The organism is Pseudoxanthomonas sp. CF125 (assembly GCF_900104085.1).
Taxonomy (GTDB): Bacteria; Pseudomonadota; Gammaproteobacteria; order Xanthomonadales; family Xanthomonadaceae; genus Pseudoxanthomonas_A.
The window spans coordinates 351,048-370,640 of sequence record NZ_FNLD01000001.1; the positions used below are offsets into that span (position 1 = coordinate 351,048).

Sequence of the window (19,593 nt, forward strand, 5' to 3'; positions counted from 1 at the left end):
AGCTTCGCGACTCACGTCGCTCCTACAACGTCCTAACGATCTGATCTGGTAACAGGACCGCAGCCGCCCGCCTTTGTGTAGGAGCGGCGTAAGCCGCGAAACCCTGAAAAATCCAGCCGCCCTCGCATACCGCAACCCGATGATCCGTGGCGGGAAACGCTGAAGGTTCCGAAGAGGTTGGAGCTTCGCGACTCACGTCGCTCCTACAGCGCCGCGGCGCAGATTTGCAATGAAGGGGTGGCTTGGGCTTAATGCAGGCGGTCAGTGCTGGGGGAGGTCGCCATGTCGTCCGATCAGTTGATTGCCGTGTCCACCGATGCGTTGCGCGGGTTGTTGCAGGCGGCGGTGCCGGCGGGCATGCCGGTGCTGGTGGGGCCGCCTTCGCCCGAGGGCGAGGCGATGTCGGGGTTGTCGGTGCATCTGTTCCGTATCGGGGTGCTGCCATTGGCGCGGGCGGTGCCGATGATCGGGTCTGACGGGCGGCGGGCGCGGCCGGAGTTGGGGTTGCAGTTGGACTATCTGGTCAGTGGGCTGGGCGGGGAGGCGCTGCAGGAGCTGGAGCTGCTGGGCGCGGCGCTGCATGCGTTGGTGGATTCGCCGGTGCGGGAGCGTCAGTCGCTGTCTGCGTTGTTGTCCGAGCCGGACCGGTTGGCTGCGTTGTCGCCGGGGGCGTTCACGGTGCAGTGGCGGGTGTTGGAGTTGCCGGTGGGCGAGCAGTGCCAGGTGTGGGTGGCCAGTGGCATGCGGCAGCGGGGCGGGGTGTTCTGCAGGGCCGAGGCGGTTTGGCAGGCAGTCGCGGCCTGACGCGGCCGTAGGGCGGGCATTGCCCGCCACCCCAGCAAACCAACAGAAAAGCCATCCGCCCGTACTTTCACGCCTCTCTACGCGAGCGGCGTTACCAAGCGTGTATCAGGTCGGGCGAGGGCTTTCCCATGGCATTGTCATTGCGCTGCGAATGCGGGCGGGTGCAGGGCAGGGTGGAGACGGACCAGGTCTATGTGCGCGCCACTTGTTACTGCAAGGATTGCCAGGCCTATGCGCGCTGGCTGGACCGGCCCGGGGTGGCCGATGCGCAGGGCGGTACGGATATGGTGGCGATGAATCCGGCGGGGGTGCATATCACGGCCGGCAGCGAGCAGATTGCGTGCATGTCGCTTAGCGGGAAGGGGATATTGCGCTGGTATGCGGCCTGTTGCCGTACGCCGCTGGGCAATACCTCGCGCGATGGCGGGATTGCTTATGTGGGGGTTGTGGCTATGGGTTTGTGGCCGGCCAGGGAGATGGATGCGGCGTTGGGGCCGAGGGGGAAGACGGTGATCAATTCGGGGTCGGCGCGGGGGAAGGTGAAGGCGACGCCGGTGGGGTTTGTTACTGGTGGGTTGCGGATAGTGCGGGGGATGTTGGGGCGCGGTTGCGGGGGCAGGGACCGATGTTGTTTTTTGATGGGGAGGGGCAGCCGATTCGCACGCCAACTGTCATTGGTGCGCCAGAGCGGGGCGGGCTCGACAGCGTAGGGTGCAACCCGTATAGCGGGTTCGGCCGCATGTCTACTCCGCGAAGATGGTCATTTGGTGTTGCCGACATTCGGTGGGTTTCAGTAGTGAAGCTGGTCATCGCCTGCGTGGGCTGACCCACTGTATGGATCTGTAGACTCATTGGATACTATCTATTCTCGCTGAGAGGGCGCCGAGGCTACGGATGGATAACAGAAGAGAACACCTCACGTTTGAACAGCTCGACGCGAAGGTAGACGAGTACATCAAAGAAACAAACGATGCTCCACCTGGCCACATTGAGCGCTGGTCATTTGCTCTTGGCCTATTCTCTGCCGGAATGGCGAGCCTGATTGGAACGTTAGTTGACGGCTGGACTGGTGTCCGCATAGTTCGGATTGGATTGATCTTAGAGCTGGCGTTTTTCGCAATCTCGATGGCGGCATTCATTCGTCGTAATTGGAAGATGTTTCATGCGTCCAAGCGCAGCTATGCAAAGGAGCTGGATCATGACTACGGCGAGTACATGCGCTTCTTGGATTGGCTTCGTAGTTACAAGGAAGAAGATCTTTCTCGCAAGTTGATGTACATACGCGACCGCAAGGGTTCCATGACTTTCCGTCTCGGCCTGCTCACTGGTGGTGTTGAGCGTCTCGGCGTACTGCCTGTGTTGGTGGCACTCTATTTTCAGTTTAAGGATTGGGAGTTCGGAGATTGGGAGGCATTGGGTCAAGTCAACCTAGCTGCTGGCCTTTTGCTTTGGGCGCTACTGCTGCTGTATCTGGGAGGCTGGTGGCTGATACGCCTGAAGTTGCGGTTAGACACTTATGAAATCCTGCTCGCAGAAGCGACCAGAGACGAACCGGCAAGTACGACGACACGCAGATAAGCCATTCGAGGGCCTGCCTACTTGCCGCGGCATGCGTCGGAGGCCCGTAGTCAACAGTCCGTCATCTCGGCGAACGCCGGGATCCAACCGTCCGTGCACGCATAGATGGATCCCGGCTTTCGCCGGGTTGACGATCTGTGGGTGGAACGCACGCCCCGAAGAATTCGGTCTGCAGACATCCAATCCATATCTGGTTTTCAGATATCCGGAAAACGTGGGTAGGGTTACGTAATTCGTAGTATCCAACGCGCTCAGCGTCCGGTATCTATGGGTGGACCTTGTATGGATCAGCCATGCACAAGCGCCCGTGCGCACCACAGACCAAGGAAGCCGTCGCCATGACAAAACCCGAATTGCGCCAAGCATTCAACGAACCCGCCGGACTCACCTTCGCAGACATCCCGCCCGGGCTGGCCGAAGGCCCAACCCCGCTGGAAACCCTGCTAAACCTGCTCCAGGGCGGCAGCGCCTGCGCACTGGCCGATTCCGGCATCGCCGCCTGCGACCCCCAAACCCTCGACCGCATCAGCGCCGCGGCACAACTCGAATCCGACGACTGCCTGGACCGCATCCACTGCCTGCTGGAACTCCTGCACGCCAGCCTGGCCACCGACCCACCCACACTTTCCCACATCACCCTGACCGGCACCCTCCGCCATCTGACCCGCCTCCTCACCGACCACCAACGCTGGCACGCACTCGCCGACAACGCCGCCTATTACCGCGACCACCCCCAAGTCGCCAGCAAAGTTTCCAACTACCAGAAGCCAGCCCAGACCCAGTAGGATGAGCCACGGGCAGCAATGCCCATCGCCTTCCGTGGGGACGGAATGACCGGACTGAAGAACGTACGCAACCGCCGCGACGACGCATTGGCGCGGGTGGGGTGGGACCAGCTGGAGACGATGCTGGCCGATTACTACCGAGGGCAGGGCTGGAACGTCGATCATGTGGGCACCGGCGGCAGCCGTACCCGTTTCGATGGCGGCATCGACCTGAAGCTGCGCAAGGACAACGAATACGTCCTGGTCCAATGCAAACACTGGAACGCCAAGCAGGTCACCCATAACGCCGTGCACGAACTGCTCGGCATCAAGGTCAACGAAAACGCCACCGGCGCCATCGTCATCACCAGCGGCGAATTCACCCAGGCCGCCCGCGAAGCCGCTACCCGCCAAGGCCACATCCAACTCGTCGATGGCGACTCCCTGCGTGCCATGCTCGGCCCGCAGCTCGACGTCCTCGCATCAACACAACCACCGCCTTTGCCGAAGGCCACGCCTTACTATCGGAAGCGCAAGGAAATGTTTGCTGGCCGACGCTCCCTGCTCTTGTTCGGCTCCCTGATGTTTGCCGCCCTGACGCTGTACGGATTCTTCCGTCTTACCTATGGATTCATGAGCCGTCCAATCGACGTGACGCTTCCACAACGAACCGTCTTGCGTCCCCAGAAAACCCCCGCGCCATACGTCACTCCCCAGCAGCCTGCGTCGGAAACCACGGCTGAAGCGCCAGCGCGTACAGAGCCGGCCATGACCGATGCCGAACTGGAGGAGTGGAAGCGCAAGAACGCAGAGTCCATGCGCATCCTGGAAGAAAACGAAGAGCAGGCCGCTGCAGAGGCCGAACAGTGACGCACCAAGACCCCTATGCGCCGCCCGGCGCTGCGGTTGCCGAGCTCGTTAATCCAGAGGCGCCGATCCGATGGGGGCGCATTCTCACGTGGGGCGCGCTGGTCTTCGCTGTGACGGCAGCGGTCTACATCGTCAGTGGCTTCCTGAATTCGAGCCACAAGATCTATGGCATTGGGGTCGATGACATGATCGTCTCGGCTGCCAGTTTCATTCTGTATTTCTCGTTCCTGCGTACGACGCTCAAGCGCCAGTTCCTGCAGCTTGCAGCCGTTTTCCTGACATCCTTCCTGTTCGGTCTTGCGTTTTCCGTTGCGGTCAACCTGTTGCTGATGGCCATGGTCGATCAACCCTTCGGGGGCCTTGTTTCGTTTGCCAACCTGACATGGAGCGTGGCGGTCTGCCTGCTGGCCTACGCGGCCTGGTATGCGTTGGCGCGGAAACCTGTCGCCTAGATTGAACCAAGCCGGCCTGCGGCTGGCATGCGCGAAGATCAAGATGGATGACCAGCCATTCGGCTGTTGAGGAGCGCTTCCAGCGTTCGCTGGGATGACGACCTAGGACCGATGGCGACAAAAGGGGGCCGACTAAAGACCCCGTAGGGTGGGCCTTGGCCCACCATTGCCACGGATCGGATCGGATTGCATTGGCGTCGGAACCAAGAGCGGTGGGCCAAGGCCCACCCTACGGACCTCAACCATAGAACGGGTCTAGGGATGGTTACTAGGCCGGGACGTTTGGCGAACGGCTCGAGGTACGCCCGGGCGGGGTTCGGCGATCGGCTTTGCAGATCGCCTGGCGGGCCGGACCAGGGTCATGTCATCGATGGGCACGATGGTCTGCGCCGAAACCGGGCTGCTTGATGCGGCGGTTGGCGATTGCCCCAGTCGCGGTGGCAATGGTCCAGACATGACCCTGAGTGGAACGCACGCGGCCTGAAGCAAGACGAGGCTGGCGCCGCTTACCGCCGCAATGTCGCTGCAGCCGTCACCAGTGAAGTCGCCGGCGGCAATGCCACGAGGGTTTGTGGAGTACAGCGCCGCGGTAAGCGGAAAGCGGACCTCAGTGTCGTAACTGCCGTCAGGCATCTGTCGCGAGTACCCGACTGACGCCAACACATCATTGGCAGTGCGCACCGTAAGGAGGTCCTCGCGGCCATCGCGGTCCATATCGGCGCCGATCATTGCCGACGCTATTGCGTATGCGCCCCATTGCACGGGCGCTATAAGCTGGCCGCCGGACTGCCTGTACAGGTAGTGCTTGGCCGTCGGGTGGTTCCGATCCGTCGCGTGCGTGGCGAACATGAGATCGTGGTCGCCATCGCTATCGAAATCCGCCACCGCCATGGCTGAGAAGACAGCCTCTGGATACGGGTTCAGCACATAGACCCGGCGCACGAAGGTCCCGCTCTCGGTCTGCTCGAACACGGCGCCTTGATTGAATCCGTTGAAGAAGGCCAGGTCCATCCGGCCGTCACCGTTGAGGTCGCCCGGTGCCATATGCGATTTGAGGTTGCTTACCTCCACTGGGTATGTGGAAACGGTGAAGGTGTTCTGGAGCATTCCATGGCCATCTCCCAAATAAACCCTCATGCGGAAGTCGTCGAACGTGACGAGATCGGCGTGATCGTCGTGGTTGATGTCGAGTGCGACCACGGCCTTGACTGAACCGGACACATTCGGCACGTCCCGGCCGAAGAGTTGGCCGGATGCTGCGCCCTCGAAGATGTAGAGCCCCTCGCCATAGCCGAGCACGATGTCGCGGAATCCGTCCTCGTTCAAATCGACCAGCGCGAAACCCTTGTTCTCAGAATGCATCGTGAAACCGGGAAATGACGCCTGCAACGGTGGCGCCAAGCGGCCGTCGGCCTGTTGGACGAAGACCGACACCTTGTAGTCGCTCGGGCTGACGGCACCCGCCTGGATGTGATGCGTGGAGGCAATGACGTCATTGCGGCCGTCGCCGGTGACGTCACCGATTGCAACTGTATCTACGGGGCTGACCAGCGAGATTGCCGCCAACCTGTAAAAGGCCTCAGCCGACGTTGATGCGGCTGCGAACTGTACGGACCGGGCCGCAACTAAACGCATGCGCGATGATTCTGTTAGCGGTGCGGACTGCGGTGCCGCTTGGATTTCGAGTGCCTGCGCACGGCGTGGCGAAGTCTCGTAGGCACCGTGTCGTTCTGAAGTCCAGTGATATACACCAGCGAATGCGCCAAGCGCACACGCCAGAAAAGCCATTGCCAAGCGCATCCCCATTACCCCTGTTTCCCCTTTCACGCGAAGATATCACGGTCAATTGACGGCAGCAGCGAGGGTGAGATCAATCGGCTGGCACTCGCGGTCCAGGTGTCGCCTTTGTGCACGGGTTGACGTGACTTCAGCGGCGGATACGCCGCTCCTATTCAGGCGCCGACTACCTCTTAAAATTGCGCATAACTCTTTTTTCTCCCGCATTGCCGGTGCGCATGGATTTCTACGTTATTAACTGGTGCGTCTGCACGGTCAACCGGGCATTGGGGGAGGCGCGTCCCTACCCGAATGGATGACTGCCATGACCTCTTCTCTCCACAAATTGCTCCGCCCCGCGCGTCGGCCACCGCTCGCCGCCGCACTGCTGCTCGCCATTGCCCTGCCGGCACAAGCCGATTCGGTGACCGACTGGAATGCCCTCGCCAGCGGCCCGGTAGTTGCGCCGCGCTTTGGCGGACCGCAGCAGCAGGCACGCATGATGGCGATCGCTTCGATCGCCGTACACGACGCGCTCAACACCATCGACTCGCGTTACGACACCTACAACACGCTGCCTGCGGCCGCTGCCGGTGCGTCCGCCGACGCCGCCATCGCGGCGGCATCGCGTACTGCGCTGATCGGCATGATCGGCGCGTTGCCTGCGACCACACCGGCCGAAGACGCGAACCGTGCAGCAGCCATCGCAGCGATCAATGCCGCCTACGCCGCCGCGATCGGCCCGGGCGCGCCCGACGCCGCCGAGGCGGCCGGCATCGCCGCGGGCGAGGCTGCGGCCGACGAGATCCTCTCCCTGCGCTACGCGCCCGCCGGCATGACCCTGACACCGATCGATGGATCGGGCACGCCCAACTTGCCCGCCTATACGCGGCCGGCCGCGCCGGGCGTGCACCAGCCCACGCCGGCGCCGGAGTTCCCCGCAGTCACCGTGCCGGCCTTCACCGGCTGGTCCGCGGTCACCCCGTTTGCTCTCGATAGCCCCACCCGATTCCGTGCCCCGCGTGGCGAGATCTTCAAGCTGTCCGGCCTGCGTTACGCCCTCGAGTACAACTTCGTGAAATCCGTAGGCGACGCGCGCGTACGTGGAATCCAGCCGGATTCCCCGATGAGCGACATTGCGCGCTTCTGGGCCGGCGGCGGACTGGAATGGAACGCCAACACGCGCCTGATCGTAGCCAACCGGGGCCTGGACCGCTGGCAGCACGCACGGCTGTTCGCGCTGCTCAACATCTCCATCTCCGACACCCATGTCACCAACATGGAGAGCAAGTACTTCTACAGCTTCTGGCGCCCGGTGACCGCGATCCGCTGGGCCAACGACGGCAACCTGTTCACGCGAACAGATCCGACCTGGCGGCCGTTCCTGCAAACGCCGCCGTACCCGGATTACCCTTGCGCCTCCACCGGTTTGACCGGCGCCGCCGCGCAGACCCTCAGGCGCTTCTTTCACCGCGACGCGCTTCCCTTCACGCGCACCGTGAACGCCACGGCCACACCCCTGCCGGCGCCGCTGGCGGACCTGCCGCCGAAGGCGATCGCCCGCAGCTACCGCACTCTGACGCAGGCGGAAAACGAGCAGGCGCTTTCGCGCGTCTACGGAGGCCTCCACTTCCTGGAAGGCTGCACTGCGGGTTTGCGCATGGGCAACAAAGTCGCGGACTGGGTTTATTCCGGTTATCTGCGGCCGTAGGGCGGATTCTCAGACTAAAGGTGGTGGAGGCAATCAAGTTGCGTTAATCGCCTCCGCCCCCTTTATTCGTCTTCCTCAGGGCCACGCCACCAGGCGAAGCCATCCTCCGGCACCGGCACCGCATGTTCCCGTGCCTCGATGGCATCCACGCGTCGGCCGGGGCCTTTCGCCTGCCATGCCTCCAACAGCCGCGTCACCGAATGGCGGCTCTGCGCCGCTACGCCAAGATTGCGATCCGGTTCCCACGCATCCTTGTTGCCCCCTGCATCGTGGCGATGCGCAGCGCCATAGCTGCAACGCAGGCAGAAGGAGACGACGGAGCTGGTCCAGTCCTCGATATAACCAAGGCCCGGGGCCTGCGATTCCAGAAGATCGTTCAGATCATCCGCTTGGTCGCAACTGACGAACGCCACGAACGTCTGGAAGTCCGAAGGCGTGAGGCGGGCGAGGGCGTTGAACACCGGTACGCGACGGCCGTCGAGTTCCCGCTCGCCGGTGCTTGCGCCGTCGTGCAGCACGATGTCGCCGAAACGATGGCCGCTTTCCTGCAGCGGAACATTCAACAGCCGTGCACGCACCACATCGATACGCCGCGCGAACAATGTTTCGCCGCTGCCCCATGGATTGAGACGGACGCTTACGACACCGAAGTCCTTCTCGATCGGACCATCGCCCTCCGGAACTTTGATAGAGCAAGCGCGCCACTGCCGACGCGCCTCGGCCCATTCGCCCAGGGCCGTTGCCGCGATGCCGGCGTTCCATTGCGACGATTCGTCGGGCTCGTCGCGGAGCTCCAGCGAACGCAAGTTGTGATGAAGCGAGGTCGGCCAATCGCGCAGGTACTTGTGCACCAAGCCTTGCATGTAGTGATAGTTCGCCCAGTCGGGGTCGGACTGCAGCAGCGCCGCGAAACGAATGGAAGCCTCTTTCAGCGCGCCCCGTTCGAATGCCGCGTAGGCTTGCTCGTGCAGATCGTCGGTATCGGGGTTCTGCATTTATCGGGAATGTGCACAAAGGAACAGCCGGGATTCTAGCCTTTGTCCCGGTTCGCTGACGCGTGGACCGGGCGGGCCGGCCGGACGGCTCGGCCCGCACAGAGGAGGGTCAGGCCGCTGCAGCGTGAGGCCCCTGTGCCTGCCGCGGACGCCAGCCAAGCAGGCGGGCGGGCAGGAACAGCAGCGCCTGCAGGAACGCGAACAGTGCGGTGAAAGTGATGCCGACCAGCCGGAACGGCAAGGCGACCAGCCAGACGAGGGGCCAGAGCACCAGGACCAGCAAGGCTAGCGGCCAGCACAGGACAAAGAGAATGCACCAGGCAACCACGGCAAACAGTGTCTTCAACTCAGAGCTCCCAAACGCGTCATAGGCGCTGCCGGAGGTGGCAGCGGAGAGCAGATTGCGACCCTCGGCGTGGACTGGCAACCGGCGCACGACAAAACGCCCTAACGACCGACCAAGCCGGGAATAGGGCGACGAAAACGTGCTTACATTGACCCCATAGGTTGGCCTTGGCCCACCGCCCTTGGTTCCGGCGCCAATGCGATCGGATCCATGGCGATGGTGGGCCAGGGCCCACCCTACGGGCCCCTATACTGGCCGTCCTTGCACAGACCCCAGGAACTTCCATGCTCGGCACCACCCTCATGCTGGCCGCCATCGCCGTGGCCGCCCTTATCGGCATCTCCCTGTTCTTCTGGACCATCGCCCTGCGCCGCGTGGTGCCCGTCAACGAAGTCCACATCGTCCAGACCCGCAAGAACACCGTTTCCTACGGCAAGGGCTTCGCCAGCAACACCTACTACGAATGGCCCTCGCGCATTCCGATGATCGGCCTAGTGCGGGTGACGCTGCCGGTGTCCAACTTCTCCATCGACCTGCCGGACTACGCCGCCTACGACAAAGAGCGCGTGCCGTTCCTGGTGCATGTCATGGCCTTCTTCCGCATCAGCGACTCCAACACCGCCGCCCAGCGCGTGGCCTCGTTCGAAGAACTCAAGGAACAACTGACCGCCATCGTGCAGGGCTCCGTGCGCACCGTGCTGGCCGCGCACGAAATAGACCAAATCATGCTGGACCGCAGCCGCTTCGGAGAAGCCTTCACCAAGGAAGTGACGCCGCAGCTGGGCGGATGGGGCGTGGAGGCGATCAAGAACATCGAGCTGATGGACATCCGCGATTCCAAGGAAAGCGAAGTGATCCAGAACATCATGGCCAAGCGCACCTCCGGCATCGAACGCGAATCGCGGCTGGTGGTGGCCGACAACGCCCGCCAGGCCGAGATGGCCGAGATCGCCGCCAAGCGCGAGATCGAGATGTCGCGCCAGCAGGCGGCCGAGCAGGTGGGCCTGCGCACCGCAGAGAAGGAGAAGAACGTCGGCGTGGCCAACGAACAATCCTCCCAGCAGGTGAAAGTGCAGCAGCGCGAAACCGCGGCCAAGGAAATGGACGTAGTGCAGGTAAAGAACGTGCGCGGCGCCGAGATCAACCGCGAAGTGGCGGTGATCACCGCCGCCCAGGCCAAGGAAGTGGCCATTGTGCAGGCCGACGCGGCCAAGCAGGTGGCCATCGTCTCGGCCGAGGGCAGCAAGCAGCAGACCGTGCTCACCGCCGAGGGCAAGCTGGAAGCGGCCAAGCGCAACGCCGAGGGCATCGCGGTGGAAGGCAGCGCCAAGGGCACCGCGGAAACCGCGATCCTGATGGCGCCGGTGGACGCGCAGATCAAGCTGGCCGAGAAGATAGGCAGCGACCAGGGCTACCAGAACTACCTGCTGGGCATCCGCAACATCGAAGCCGCACAGGCGGTGGGCACGGCCCAGGCCGAAGCGCTGAAGTCGGCCGACGTCAAGGTGATCTCCAACGCCGGTACTCCCAGCAAGGGACTGTCCAGCGTGATGGACCTGTTCTCCGCCGATGGCGGCACCGCGATCGCCAGCATGCTGGAAGGTCTGGCGCAGTCGCCCGAGGGCAAGAAGGTGCTGGAGAAATTCGCGAACAAAAAACCGGAATGAGCCCCAGACCGCGTAGGCGAAACCCCGGGCCGTAGAAGCGCCGTAGAGGCGCCGTAGAACCGCCGTAGGAGCGACGTAAGTCGCGAATGGATCGAACCGGAACGATTTAAGCTCATTCGCGACTTACGTCGCTCCTACGGCGCTCCTACGGCATTGCCGGCAACGACGTGTTTTTTGAGGAATGTCGGGAAGCATTCACGAGGGGAGGGGTCGTATGCGGCCCCGAATCGGCACCCACAATCACCTCCGCGAAACCGCTGTCGATTTAGGGTGCCCAGGATCGTCGTAGAGACGTGACCCCAGCCAAGGAATCCCGCATGTCCCTGCCCAAACCCATCACCCCGCACCTGTGGTTCGACACCCAGGCCAAAGAGGCCGCCGAGTTCTACTGCTCGGTCTTTCCGGACTCCAGCATCCAGTCCGTCGTGCAGATCCACGACACGCCATCGGGCGACTGCGATGTAGTGTCCTTCGAACTGCACGGCCAGCCCTTCATGTCCATCAGCGCCGGGCCGCATTTCAAGTTCAACCCGTCGGTGTCGTTCTTCGTCAACTTCGATCCTTCGCGGGAAGCGGACGCGGCGGCGCGCTTGGACCGTACCTGGGCCGCGCTGATCGACGGCGGACAAGCGCTGATGCCGCTGGACGCGTACCCCTTCAGCCCGCGCTTTGGATGGGTGCAGGACCGCTACGGCCTGTCCTGGCAACTGATACTGACCGACCCGGCCGGCGAACCACGGCCGGCGATCGTACCGGCGCTCATGTTCACCGGCGAGGTGTGCGGCAAGGCCGAAGAAGCAGGAGCCTTCTACCGCTCGGTGTTCGAGGACTCGCAACCCGGACAACACGTGCGCTATCCCGAAGGCGCGGCGCCGGACAAGGCCGGTACGGTCATGTTTTCGGATTTCCGCCTGGGCGAGACCTGGTTCGCCGCCATGGACAGCGCGCATCCGCACGGCTTCGCCTTCAACGAGGCGATCTCGTTCCTGGTCCACTGCCGCGATCAAGCCGAGCTGGACCGCCACTGGGCGCAACTGTCCAGCGTGCCGGAGGCCGAACAATGCGGCTGGTGCAAAGACCGCTACGGCTTGTCCTGGCAGCTATCGCCGGTGGTGCTGGAAGAATTCATGACCTCCGGCGACCGCGCTACCGTCGACCGGGTGATGCGCGCGTTCCTGGACATGAAGAAGGTGGACATTGCGGCGATAGAAGCGGCGGGCCGGGGCAAGTAGCGAACCCCGCCGGAGATATCGCCGCAGGCCGGGTTGTTTTCCTCAACCCGGCCCTTTGCGTTCACCAGGTATTGGAAACCCCGTGGTCATCCACCGGCGTGGTGGTGCCGGTGTAGGCGTTCAACGTGGCGTCGTTGGCGTAGGTATCGGTGTTGAAGTAGATGCCGGTGCCGTCGTAGTAGAGCTTGTTGTAGCCGATACGGTTCTTCTGCACCAGCGCGGCTTTGCCGCCCAGTCCGGCCATGATGCCGGTGGTCTGCTTGAAGATGCTGTTGCCTTCGATCAGATTGTCGCGCACCTGTGCCGAGGTGTAGGGGCCGGTAGGGCAGCCGCCGGTGAACTGCGGAATCATCGCGATGCCGGTAAGACCGTAATCGAATTTGTTGCTCTTGACCGTGTTGTCGCGGCTGGCGCGCAGCACCAGACCGGTGTTTTCGATCTTCAGCAACTGGTTGTCGCGGATCTCGTTCTTGCCGCTGCCGTCGAAGATATGGATGCCGTAGTCGCGGATGCCCTGCAGGGTGTTGTTCTTGAGCAGATTGTCGGAGTTGGCATGACCGCAGACGGAGATGCCGCCGACGCTTTCCAGCACCAGGTTATCGGCGATGGTGTGCGCGCCCAATACCGGCCGGCTGGCGCCGGGGAAGGCGACGATATACACGCCCCAGCCGTTGATGTTGCGGAAATCGTTGCCCTGCAGATAGGTGCCCAGGGTGTCGCTGGCGATGACGCCGGCGTTGGTGTTGTCGAAGTCCACGCCCTGCACGGTGAGGTAGTCGGCGCGGGTGGCGTTCACTCCGGTCCAGAATCCGGTGATCCGGCCCGGGCCCAGGATGCGCACGTTGCTGGCGCTGAACACGGAAAGGCCTTCCAGGCCGACGCCGCCGCTGATGGTGTGGCCGTTGAGGCGAAGGGTGACGCCGCCGACGGGCATGTAAAGCGCGTTCCAGCCGGTGGTGCAGTGCAGGTCGGCGGTGAGGGTGGTGTCGCTGCTGATGGTGTCGCCGCAGGACAGGGCGTGGGCGTTGGGGTGCCAGGCGAAGAGGGCGGCCAGGGCCAGGGTGACGAATGCTTTCATTGCTGCTCCTTGAGGCAACGGCGGGGGCCGTTGTCTTTCCTTCAACGCAGAGGGCGGGGCAAAGCTGCCACTGCGCTGACGGAAGCGGAGCACTTGTCCGAGGACCTTGCCGTAACCGGAGTTCGTTTCAGCACTTGATCCGGAAACTCGGAGGAGGTTGCGGCAATCCAGCGTGGGAAAGAGCGGCCAGCAGGCGCGCGTGAAGCCGGCTTCTCTCCTTGAGGTCGGCCGCATTCCTCATCACCGACTGGGCCTCGCCGCAGAACCAGCGCCAGAAGTCGTCTTCCGAAGAGGAACGCATCCACATCCTGGGGATGTGGCTCGCGATTTCGCTGGCCATCATGCCCATGTCGTGGCGTTTCCGACTCGGGGTTATCCGCTTGGAGTAGTCGCGGGCGATGATTCTCATGTCCATCATCCTGCAACACTCGCCGTTAGACGGCGATGCGCGAGCGGCGGATAAACGGATGCGTGGATTTAACACCGTATTGTCTGCCGGTTCACTCTTGCCGAACACCCACCGACCGACCGCGCGCGTTGATGGCGTCCGCTATCGCTAGCGGACGCGGGCTTCGCAACGCATTGGCGCAAGAGGGAGGACCTTGCCTTGCGGAAGCGCGCACGCGAAAGAACCGGGAATCGCTTTTACATTCCTGTCACCCGATTTTCACGGCTGCCTGCATGCGCCGTGATCGAATGGAAATTCATCCGTACCAGTTTCGGGAGAGCGAGAATGAAGAAATATTCCATCGCCATTGCTTTGGCGCTGCTTCTGCCCATTTCCGGCACGGCCCTGGCTGCCGTGGTGTATGTAAGCGGACAAGGCCAGAGCTATGACCCTGGTATCGCCCTGGAGAACGCCCGCGCCGACGCCGTCACCAAATGCACGGCGCAAGCGGGGACGCCGGTGGGAGAGGTGTACAACCACGTGACCAGAGCCAACCTCTGGCTGGCGAGTTCGATCTGGCAATGCGAGGTGCCCTGAGGCACGCGAAGCGGGTTTGAATTCCTGTCGCTGCCGACATCCGGCGGTTCCGCCTCTGCGTTGCCGGCGCATTGACACGGTCCATTTGTCTGACTAAAGTCAGATAAATGGACGAGAACCAGATCCGGCAAGTTCGCAACTTCAATCGGGCCGTCACCCAGCGGATCGGGGTGCTGTCCGACGATTACCTGGGCCGCGGCCGTCCGCTGGGCGAATCGCGGCTGTTGTTCGAAATCGGCAGGGGCGGCGCGGACCTGCGCGATCTGCGCGCACGGCTTTCGTTGGACTCCGGATATCTCAGCCGCATGCTGCGCTCGCTGGAGGCGCAGGGCCTGGTGGCTTCGCAGCGCGCCGCCGGCGATGGGCGGGTGCGGCGGGCGGCGCTGACCCGCAAAGGGTTGCGGGAGTTCGACGCGCTCGATCGCCATTCGCAGGATTTCGCGACTTCGCTGCTGGCCTCGCTGGGCCCTGCGCAGCGTGAGCGCATGACCGCGGCGATGGCGGAAGTGGAGCGGCTGATGCGCGCATCGGCGGTAACGATAGAGCCAGCCGATCCTGCCAGTGCGGATGCCCGCCTGTGCATCGAGGCGTATTTCCGCGAACTGCAGGAACGCTTCGACACGGGATTCGACCCGGCGCGCACGGTGTCGGCCAATCCCGAAGAACTCGTGCCGCCGGCAGGGCAGTTCCTGATCGCCCGCCTGGACGGGCGTCCGGTCGGGTGCGGCGGCTTGAAGAAGACCGGGCGCAAGCTCGGCGAAATAAAACGCATGTGGGTGGCGCCCGACGCGCGCGGTCTGGGCATCGCGCAGCGCCTGCTCGATGCGATCGAAGAACAGGCCGCGCGGATGGGCCTGGATACGCTGCAGCTGGACACCAACAGCGCGCTGACCGAAGCCCGCGCGCTGTATGCCCGCAACGGCTACCGCGAAATTCCCCGCTACAACGACAATCCCTACGCCCACCATTGGTTCGAGAAGCGGGAGCTCAAGCACGGTGGGCCCGCTTGATGCCTCAACGCGGTTATGGCACTGGCTCGGAGGAGGTAGGAGCGACGTGAGTCGCGAAGCCCCATCCTTCCGGCACCCAACCGGCCTGCAATCCGCGCGCTTGTTTCGCGACTCACGTCGCTCCTACGCACTGCAGAAATTTGCCGGAAGGACGCCAGGAAAAAGGGCACGACCCAACCGAACCGTCATCCCGGCTTTCGCCGGGATGACGGTCCATCCCGGGTTGCCTATCGGCCGCCTTACTGCGCGCGCTTCTTGTAGGTGATTTCCATCATCCTGGTTTCCTTGCCGTCCATGCCTGGCCCGTACATTTCGAAAACCTCGGTGCTCTTGTCGGGCCAGCGGCTGGTCATGCGCGTGGTCTGCGGCTTTTTGGTCACCGGGTCGTGATAGGTGCCGGTGTAGGTGCAAGCCAGCTTGGCGTCGCAGCTGCCTTCGCTGACCATCAGGCCGGTGCTCATGCTGTCGCTCCAGGTCGCCCAGTATTTGCCGGTGACGTTGTCGTAGCCATGCAGACCCTGGCCGTTGTAGGGCTGGCCCATCATCTGCGAGGTCACTTCCTCCACCATCACGCGATTGCCCAGGATCATCTTGCGCGTCGCGGTGCCGGTATCGGTGGTCGGTTCGGTGCCCGGGGCGTGCCAGGCTTTCACGGTCAGATCGTAGGTGCCGGCTGTCGCAGCCAGCTGCTGGTGCTGCGCGCCGGGCGTGCCGGCTTTCTGGAAGGCTTCCATCATCGCCTGCATCTCGGGCGTCATCTTCGGCCCGGCGGCTTCCTGCGCGGCTAGGGGGCCGGCGAACAGCAGGGCGAGGGCGGTCATCGAAACGGCGTGCTTGCGGATCATGGCGAATCTCCTTGGCTGGGACGGGAATCGAGCACGCGCACTATGTGCGCCACCCGGTGCTTAAAACACGTGAAAACGGATAGCGTGGTGGGCTGGCCGCGGCGACGCGAAGCGGGTTCTACATCTCCGGCATCGGCAGGCACTCCATGATCTCCACGCCGTCGCCGGGGAAGATCGAGAAATGCGGGTGGTTCTCGAACATCCTGGCGGCCGCGTCATGCGACTCGGCCTTGACCACGGTATAGGCGGCCATTGCGTTGCGGATGTCGGCGATGCCTTCGGCGGTGACGCGCTTGGTCTTGCCCAGCGGTGCGCCCTGGTCCACGATGTTCTTGGCATTGCTGGTGGCCCAGTTCTGCCAGGCCTGCATGCCGGCCTGCTCGCGTTGCTCTCGGGTCTTGGCGTCGAGCGATTTCCATTGCTCCATCGCGTCGGGGGAGCCGGTAAAGATCGCCAGGAAGTTCTTCATGATTGTCTCCGAGAGTGGTGTGGTGTTTGGGGGTCATTTGCAGAGGCAGCCGATGCGACGGAGGTCGGTCGGTTTGCGATTTTCGTAGGCGTCATCGGTCGCCTTCCTTCCTGGTACCTTTCAACAGCGCCACGATGGCCATCGAATGGCCGTGGCCCAGCCCGAAATCCTGTTTGAGCCAAGCGAGTATGTCGCCGGCCTTGACTCCGGGCAGCAGGCCCTTCGAGTTGGCGTACCCTTTTTTGGCGGCGAGGGCGCGTAGGTTGGCGGGGCTTTTGCCGGTCTTGGTCTGGATATTGTCCAGATAGGCTTGGAAGGACATGAAGGCGGCTCGTTGAAGGGAAGGGAGGGCAGGCAAACCGGGGGAGGGAAGCGATGCTCTTGCTGGACGACGAACGGGCGAGGGCGGAATCGACACGCTGTTGAAAAAAGTTCGCGGGCCTGTATTGCATGGGCAGCGCAAGGCCAAGGCGGCTGCGATGGTAAAATTCCGCATTCTCCGGACGACACCAGCAGAGCGAGCGATCAGATGACGACCCAGGCTTTCTATCCCATCGGCACGCCCGGACAGCCCTGGGGACCTGGAGAAGTCGCGGCCTGGCGTTCGCGGCAGACCCGCCAGCGCAGTTACGAAGCCGACGTGGTGCGTGCGATCGAAGGCCTGCGTTCGCGCTTCGATGTGGTCGAGTACGGCCGGCTGGACTATGGTCCCGATACCTATCCCCTGTTCGCCCTCGAGAGCCGCACCTGGCGCGAAGAGCTTCCCGTCGCATTGGTCACCGGCGGCGTGCACGGCTACGAAACCAGCGGCGTGCATGGCGCGCTGCAGTTTCTGGAAGATCGTGCATCGGACTATGAAAATTCGGTCAATCTGGTCGTGGCCCCATGCATCAGCCCCTGGGCCTACGAACGGATCCATCGCTGGAATCCGGATGCGGTGGATCCCAACCGTTCGTTCCGCGACAACAGCCCGGCGCAGGAGTCCGCCGCGCTGATGCGCCTGGTCGCGCCGCTGCGCGATCGTGTGTCGATGCACATCGACTTGCACGAGACCACCGACAGCGACGAGTCCGAGTTCCGTCCCGCACTGGCCGCCCGCGACGGCAAGCCGTACCAACCGGGTGAAATCCCCGACGGCTTCTATCTGGTCGACGACACCGACAATCCGCAGCCTGATTTCCAGAGCGCGGTGATCGCGGCGGTAGCCCAGGTCACCCACATCGCGCCGGCCGACGCCAAGGGCGAAATCATCGGCTCGCCGGTGGTCTCGCCCGGCGTCATCCAATACGCCTTCAAGCGGCTCGGCCTGTGTGCAGGCGTCACCAACGCGCGCTACACCACCACCACCGAGGTATACCCGGACAGTCCCCGCGCGACCCCGGAGCAATGTAACGCCGCACAGGTCGCGGCGGTCTGCGCGGCCCTGGATTTCATGCTGGCGCACGGCCGATAGGCTGCAGGCAGCCGGTCGGCGCAGCCGCGCTGTCCGTTCTTCCCGCGTCAGGGCGTTGGCATCTTGAATGGGGCATCTGTTTGCCCCGGGAGCTGTCCACATGACCCTGAGCCGACGCCGTTTCCTCACCGCTCCGACCGCCCTGGCCGCGGGCGCCTTGCTTCCTTCCGCATTGATCACGGCGTTGGCGGCGCAGGCGGCGCCGCCTGCCGACTTGTCCGATTGGGAGGCCGTGCGCGCCCAGTTCGTACTGGACCCGGCCTACCTGCATTTCGCCAGCTTCTTCATCGCCAGCCATCCGGCGCCCGTGCGCGAGGCCATCGAAGGCTACCGGCGCGCTATCGATTCCAATCCTTTCCTGGTTGTGGAACAGGGACTGTTCGAGGACCAAGCCCACAACGTACCGCTGCAGGTGAAAACCGAAATCGCCCAGTACCTGGGCGGCCGCGCCGAAGAGGTATGCCTGACTCCCAACACCACCACCGGCCTGGCCCTGGTCTATCACGGTTTGCCGCTCAAGCCGGGCGACGAGGTGTTGTGCACCACGCACGATCACTATTCGCACCACGAATCCATCCGCCTGGCCACCGAACGCACCGGCGCCAGCATGCGCATGATTCCGCTGTTCGCCGATGCGGCCGTCGCCAGCACCGACTCGCTGATCGCCGCGTTGCTGGCCGGCATAGGCCCGAACACGCGCGTGGTGGGACTGACCTGGGTGCATTCCAGCAGCGGCATCCGCCTGCCCATCCGCGAGATTTCCGCCGCGCTGCGTGCGCGCAGCGGTGCGCCGCTGTTGCTGGTGGTCGATGGCGTGCACGGGCTGGGCAGCACCGACGAAACCGTCGCCAGCATGGGCGCCGATTATTTCTGCGCCGGCACGCATAAATGGATGTTCGCCCCGCGCGGCACCGGCCTGGTCTGGGCCAGTGCGGAAAACTGGGCCCGCCTGCGCCCGCTGATTCCGAGTTTCAGCGACTTCGATCAATACACGGCGTGGGAAAAGCAGACCGCTATCGCTACGCCCAACAACGCCGACCGCATGAGCCCTGGCGGCTTCGTCGCCTACGACCATCAATGGGCCACGGCGGCGGCATTCCGCATGCATCGGCAAATGGGAAAAGCGCGCGTGGCCGCGCGCATCCGCGCGCTGAACGACCAGTGCAAGGCCGGCCTGGCGGAGAATCCGAAGGTAAAAATGCACACGCCGATGTCGGGCGAACTGTCGGCCGGACTGGTGTCGTTCGAAGTCGACGGCATGAAGCCCGCGGAGGTAGTGAAGCGCCTGCTGACCAAGAACATCATCGCCAGCACCAGCCCCTATGCGATCACCTATGCGCGACTGGCGCCGAGTCTGGTGAACACGCCCGAGCAGGTGGACCGCGCGGTGAGGGCGGTGCGGGAGATCTCGGGTTGAGAAAGCGCTCGGAGTCCATTTCTTTCGTACCCCATGTTCCGTAGGTTCGTAGGCCGTAGGAGGCCGTAGGAGCGACGTAAGTCGCGAAGCCATGCGAGTGTTCGCGACTTACGTCGCTCCTACGGCCTGTTTGACGGTATT

Annotated in this window: 21 protein-coding genes; 13 read left to right on the forward strand and 8 right to left on the reverse strand. The window is 63.4% G+C overall.

Annotated features, from left to right (window positions below):
- The first annotated feature begins 306 nt into the window (after nucleotides 1-306).
- The 6 genes from BLR66_RS01630 (at nucleotide 307) to BLR66_RS01655 (ending at nucleotide 4,468) form a co-directional block, all read left to right on the forward strand.
- Entirely contained in the window at nucleotides 307-804 is a 498-nt protein-coding gene (locus BLR66_RS01630; RefSeq protein ID WP_255402367.1) for a Pvc16 family protein, read from the forward strand.
- Nucleotides 805-932: 128 nt separating this feature from the next.
- Nucleotides 933-1,514 carry a DUF6151 family protein gene (locus BLR66_RS01635; RefSeq protein ID WP_143014522.1) on the forward strand — a complete coding sequence of 194 codons (582 nt, stop codon included), beginning with the start codon at nucleotides 933-935 and terminating at the stop codon, nucleotides 1,512-1,514.
- 184 nt (nucleotides 1,515-1,698) lie between these two features.
- Nucleotides 1,699-2,382: a hypothetical protein gene (locus BLR66_RS01640; protein ID WP_093279890.1), complete on the forward strand. Its 684-nt coding sequence runs from the start codon at nucleotides 1,699-1,701 to the stop codon at nucleotides 2,380-2,382.
- A gap of 338 nt (nucleotides 2,383-2,720) precedes the next feature.
- Nucleotides 2,721-3,167 (forward strand): hypothetical protein, encoded by a 447-nt coding sequence (locus BLR66_RS01645; protein WP_143014523.1) that lies wholly within the window; start codon nucleotides 2,721-2,723, stop codon nucleotides 3,165-3,167.
- Between the two features lie 45 nt (nucleotides 3,168-3,212).
- Nucleotides 3,213-4,016 (forward strand): restriction endonuclease, encoded by an 804-nt coding sequence (locus BLR66_RS01650; protein ID WP_176943722.1) that lies wholly within the window; start codon nucleotides 3,213-3,215, stop codon nucleotides 4,014-4,016.
- Complete coding sequence (locus BLR66_RS01655) at nucleotides 4,013-4,468, forward strand: hypothetical protein (protein ID WP_093279893.1); 456 nt, start codon at nucleotides 4,013-4,015, stop codon at nucleotides 4,466-4,468. Before BLR66_RS01650 ends, BLR66_RS01655 begins: the two co-directional genes overlap by 4 nt.
- A gap of 255 nt (nucleotides 4,469-4,723) precedes the next feature.
- Here the strand turns inward: BLR66_RS01655 and BLR66_RS01660 are convergent, their stop codons facing one another.
- A complete protein-coding gene (locus tag BLR66_RS01660; protein ID WP_176943723.1) occupies nucleotides 4,724-6,103 on the reverse strand; it encodes an FG-GAP repeat domain-containing protein in 1,380 nt (459 codons plus the stop codon).
- 466 nt (nucleotides 6,104-6,569) lie between these two features.
- Between BLR66_RS01660 and BLR66_RS01665 the strand changes: the two genes are divergently transcribed.
- Nucleotides 6,570-7,955 (forward strand): vanadium-dependent haloperoxidase, encoded by a 1,386-nt coding sequence (locus BLR66_RS01665; protein WP_093279895.1) that lies wholly within the window; start codon nucleotides 6,570-6,572, stop codon nucleotides 7,953-7,955.
- A 62-nt stretch (nucleotides 7,956-8,017) separates the two neighbouring features.
- Here the strand turns inward: BLR66_RS01665 and BLR66_RS01670 are convergent, their stop codons facing one another.
- Nucleotides 8,018-8,950: a tetratricopeptide repeat protein gene (locus BLR66_RS01670; protein ID WP_093279896.1), complete on the reverse strand. Its 933-nt coding sequence runs from the start codon at nucleotides 8,948-8,950 to the stop codon at nucleotides 8,018-8,020.
- Nucleotides 8,951-9,059: 109 nt separating this feature from the next.
- Complete coding sequence (locus tag BLR66_RS01675) at nucleotides 9,060-9,296, reverse strand: hypothetical protein (protein WP_093279897.1); 237 nt, start codon at nucleotides 9,294-9,296, stop codon at nucleotides 9,060-9,062.
- A gap of 284 nt (nucleotides 9,297-9,580) precedes the next feature.
- Between BLR66_RS01675 and BLR66_RS01680 the strand changes: the two genes are divergently transcribed.
- The gene (locus tag BLR66_RS01680) at nucleotides 9,581-10,963 is read left to right on the forward strand and encodes an SPFH domain-containing protein (RefSeq protein WP_093279898.1); all 1,383 of its coding nucleotides are present in this window, start codon (nucleotides 9,581-9,583) and stop codon (nucleotides 10,961-10,963) included.
- Between the two features lie 317 nt (nucleotides 10,964-11,280).
- Nucleotides 11,281-12,195, forward strand: a complete 915-nt coding sequence (locus BLR66_RS01685; RefSeq protein WP_093279899.1) for a VOC family protein — start codon at nucleotides 11,281-11,283, stop codon at nucleotides 12,193-12,195.
- A gap of 61 nt (nucleotides 12,196-12,256) precedes the next feature.
- Here the strand turns inward: BLR66_RS01685 and BLR66_RS01690 are convergent, their stop codons facing one another.
- Nucleotides 12,257-13,273 carry a NosD domain-containing protein gene (locus tag BLR66_RS01690; RefSeq protein WP_176943724.1) on the reverse strand — a complete coding sequence of 339 codons (1,017 nt, stop codon included), beginning with the start codon at nucleotides 13,271-13,273 and terminating at the stop codon, nucleotides 12,257-12,259.
- Nucleotides 13,274-13,400: 127 nt separating this feature from the next.
- A complete protein-coding gene (locus BLR66_RS19075; RefSeq protein WP_176943725.1) occupies nucleotides 13,401-13,682 on the reverse strand; it encodes a hypothetical protein in 282 nt (93 codons plus the stop codon).
- Between the two features lie 324 nt (nucleotides 13,683-14,006).
- Here BLR66_RS19075 and BLR66_RS01695 point away from each other — a divergent pair, with 324 nt between their 5' ends.
- Together BLR66_RS01695 and BLR66_RS01700 are read left to right on the forward strand one after the other, a co-directional pair.
- On the forward strand, nucleotides 14,007-14,258 hold the full coding sequence (locus BLR66_RS01695; protein ID WP_093279901.1) for a hypothetical protein: 252 nt from the start codon (nucleotides 14,007-14,009) through the stop codon (nucleotides 14,256-14,258).
- A gap of 107 nt (nucleotides 14,259-14,365) precedes the next feature.
- On the forward strand, nucleotides 14,366-15,268 hold the full coding sequence (locus tag BLR66_RS01700) for a bifunctional helix-turn-helix transcriptional regulator/GNAT family N-acetyltransferase (RefSeq protein ID WP_093279902.1): 903 nt from the start codon (nucleotides 14,366-14,368) through the stop codon (nucleotides 15,266-15,268).
- A 239-nt stretch (nucleotides 15,269-15,507) separates the two neighbouring features.
- On the opposite strand, the gene BLR66_RS01705 is transcribed toward BLR66_RS01700, so the two are convergent.
- From BLR66_RS01705 to BLR66_RS01715, 3 genes are all read right to left on the reverse strand, one after another.
- Nucleotides 15,508-16,113, reverse strand: a complete 606-nt coding sequence (locus tag BLR66_RS01705) for a DUF1579 domain-containing protein (RefSeq protein WP_093279903.1) — start codon at nucleotides 16,111-16,113, stop codon at nucleotides 15,508-15,510.
- A gap of 118 nt (nucleotides 16,114-16,231) precedes the next feature.
- Entirely contained in the window at nucleotides 16,232-16,582 is a 351-nt protein-coding gene (locus BLR66_RS01710) for a hypothetical protein (RefSeq protein ID WP_093279904.1), read from the reverse strand.
- 91 nt (nucleotides 16,583-16,673) lie between these two features.
- Nucleotides 16,674-16,904, reverse strand: coding sequence for a DUF4287 domain-containing protein (locus tag BLR66_RS01715; protein WP_093279905.1), 231 nt, complete (start codon nucleotides 16,902-16,904; stop codon nucleotides 16,674-16,676).
- Nucleotides 16,905-17,111: 207 nt separating this feature from the next.
- Between BLR66_RS01715 and BLR66_RS01720 the strand changes: the two genes are divergently transcribed.
- Both BLR66_RS01720 and BLR66_RS01725 read left to right on the forward strand, forming a co-directional pair.
- Nucleotides 17,112-18,035 (forward strand): M14 family metallopeptidase, encoded by a 924-nt coding sequence (locus BLR66_RS01720; RefSeq protein ID WP_093279906.1) that lies wholly within the window; start codon nucleotides 17,112-17,114, stop codon nucleotides 18,033-18,035.
- A 100-nt stretch (nucleotides 18,036-18,135) separates the two neighbouring features.
- Nucleotides 18,136-19,452 carry an aminotransferase class V-fold PLP-dependent enzyme gene (locus tag BLR66_RS01725; protein ID WP_176943726.1) on the forward strand — a complete coding sequence of 439 codons (1,317 nt, stop codon included), beginning with the start codon at nucleotides 18,136-18,138 and terminating at the stop codon, nucleotides 19,450-19,452.
- Nucleotides 19,453-19,593: the final 141 nt, after the last annotated feature.

Bases quoted from the DNA above. Each gene is read 5' to 3' on its own strand.
- BLR66_RS01635 (WP_143014522.1), top strand. From the start codon at position 933: ATGGCATTGTCATTGCGCTGCGAATGCGGGCGGGTGCAGGGCAGGGTG.
- BLR66_RS01640 (WP_093279890.1), top strand. From the start codon at position 1,699: ATGGATAACAGAAGAGAACACCTCACGTTTGAACAGCTCGACGCGAAG.
- BLR66_RS01645 (WP_143014523.1), top strand. From the start codon at position 2,721: ATGACAAAACCCGAATTGCGCCAAGCATTCAACGAACCCGCCGGACTC.
- BLR66_RS01650 (WP_176943722.1), top strand. From the start codon at position 3,213: ATGACCGGACTGAAGAACGTACGCAACCGCCGCGACGACGCATTGGCG.
- BLR66_RS01660 (WP_176943723.1), bottom strand. From the start codon at position 6,103: ATGCGTTTAGTTGCGGCCCGGTCCGTACAGTTCGCAGCCGCATCAACG.
- BLR66_RS01665 (WP_093279895.1), top strand. From the start codon at position 6,570: ATGACCTCTTCTCTCCACAAATTGCTCCGCCCCGCGCGTCGGCCACCG.
- BLR66_RS01670 (WP_093279896.1), bottom strand. From the start codon at position 8,950: ATGCAGAACCCCGATACCGACGATCTGCACGAGCAAGCCTACGCGGCA.
- BLR66_RS01680 (WP_093279898.1), top strand. From the start codon at position 9,581: ATGCTCGGCACCACCCTCATGCTGGCCGCCATCGCCGTGGCCGCCCTT.
- BLR66_RS01685 (WP_093279899.1), top strand. From the start codon at position 11,281: ATGTCCCTGCCCAAACCCATCACCCCGCACCTGTGGTTCGACACCCAG.
- BLR66_RS01690 (WP_176943724.1), bottom strand. From the start codon at position 13,273: ATGAAAGCATTCGTCACCCTGGCCCTGGCCGCCCTCTTCGCCTGGCAC.
- BLR66_RS19075 (WP_176943725.1), bottom strand. From the start codon at position 13,682: ATGAGAATCATCGCCCGCGACTACTCCAAGCGGATAACCCCGAGTCGG.
- BLR66_RS01695 (WP_093279901.1), top strand. From the start codon at position 14,007: ATGAAGAAATATTCCATCGCCATTGCTTTGGCGCTGCTTCTGCCCATT.
- BLR66_RS01700 (WP_093279902.1), top strand. From the start codon at position 14,366: ATGGACGAGAACCAGATCCGGCAAGTTCGCAACTTCAATCGGGCCGTC.
- BLR66_RS01705 (WP_093279903.1), bottom strand. From the start codon at position 16,113: ATGATCCGCAAGCACGCCGTTTCGATGACCGCCCTCGCCCTGCTGTTC.
- BLR66_RS01710 (WP_093279904.1), bottom strand. From the start codon at position 16,582: ATGAAGAACTTCCTGGCGATCTTTACCGGCTCCCCCGACGCGATGGAG.
- BLR66_RS01715 (WP_093279905.1), bottom strand. From the start codon at position 16,904: ATGTCCTTCCAAGCCTATCTGGACAATATCCAGACCAAGACCGGCAAA.
- BLR66_RS01720 (WP_093279906.1), top strand. From the start codon at position 17,112: ATGACGACCCAGGCTTTCTATCCCATCGGCACGCCCGGACAGCCCTGG.
- BLR66_RS01725 (WP_176943726.1), top strand. From the start codon at position 18,136: ATGACCCTGAGCCGACGCCGTTTCCTCACCGCTCCGACCGCCCTGGCC.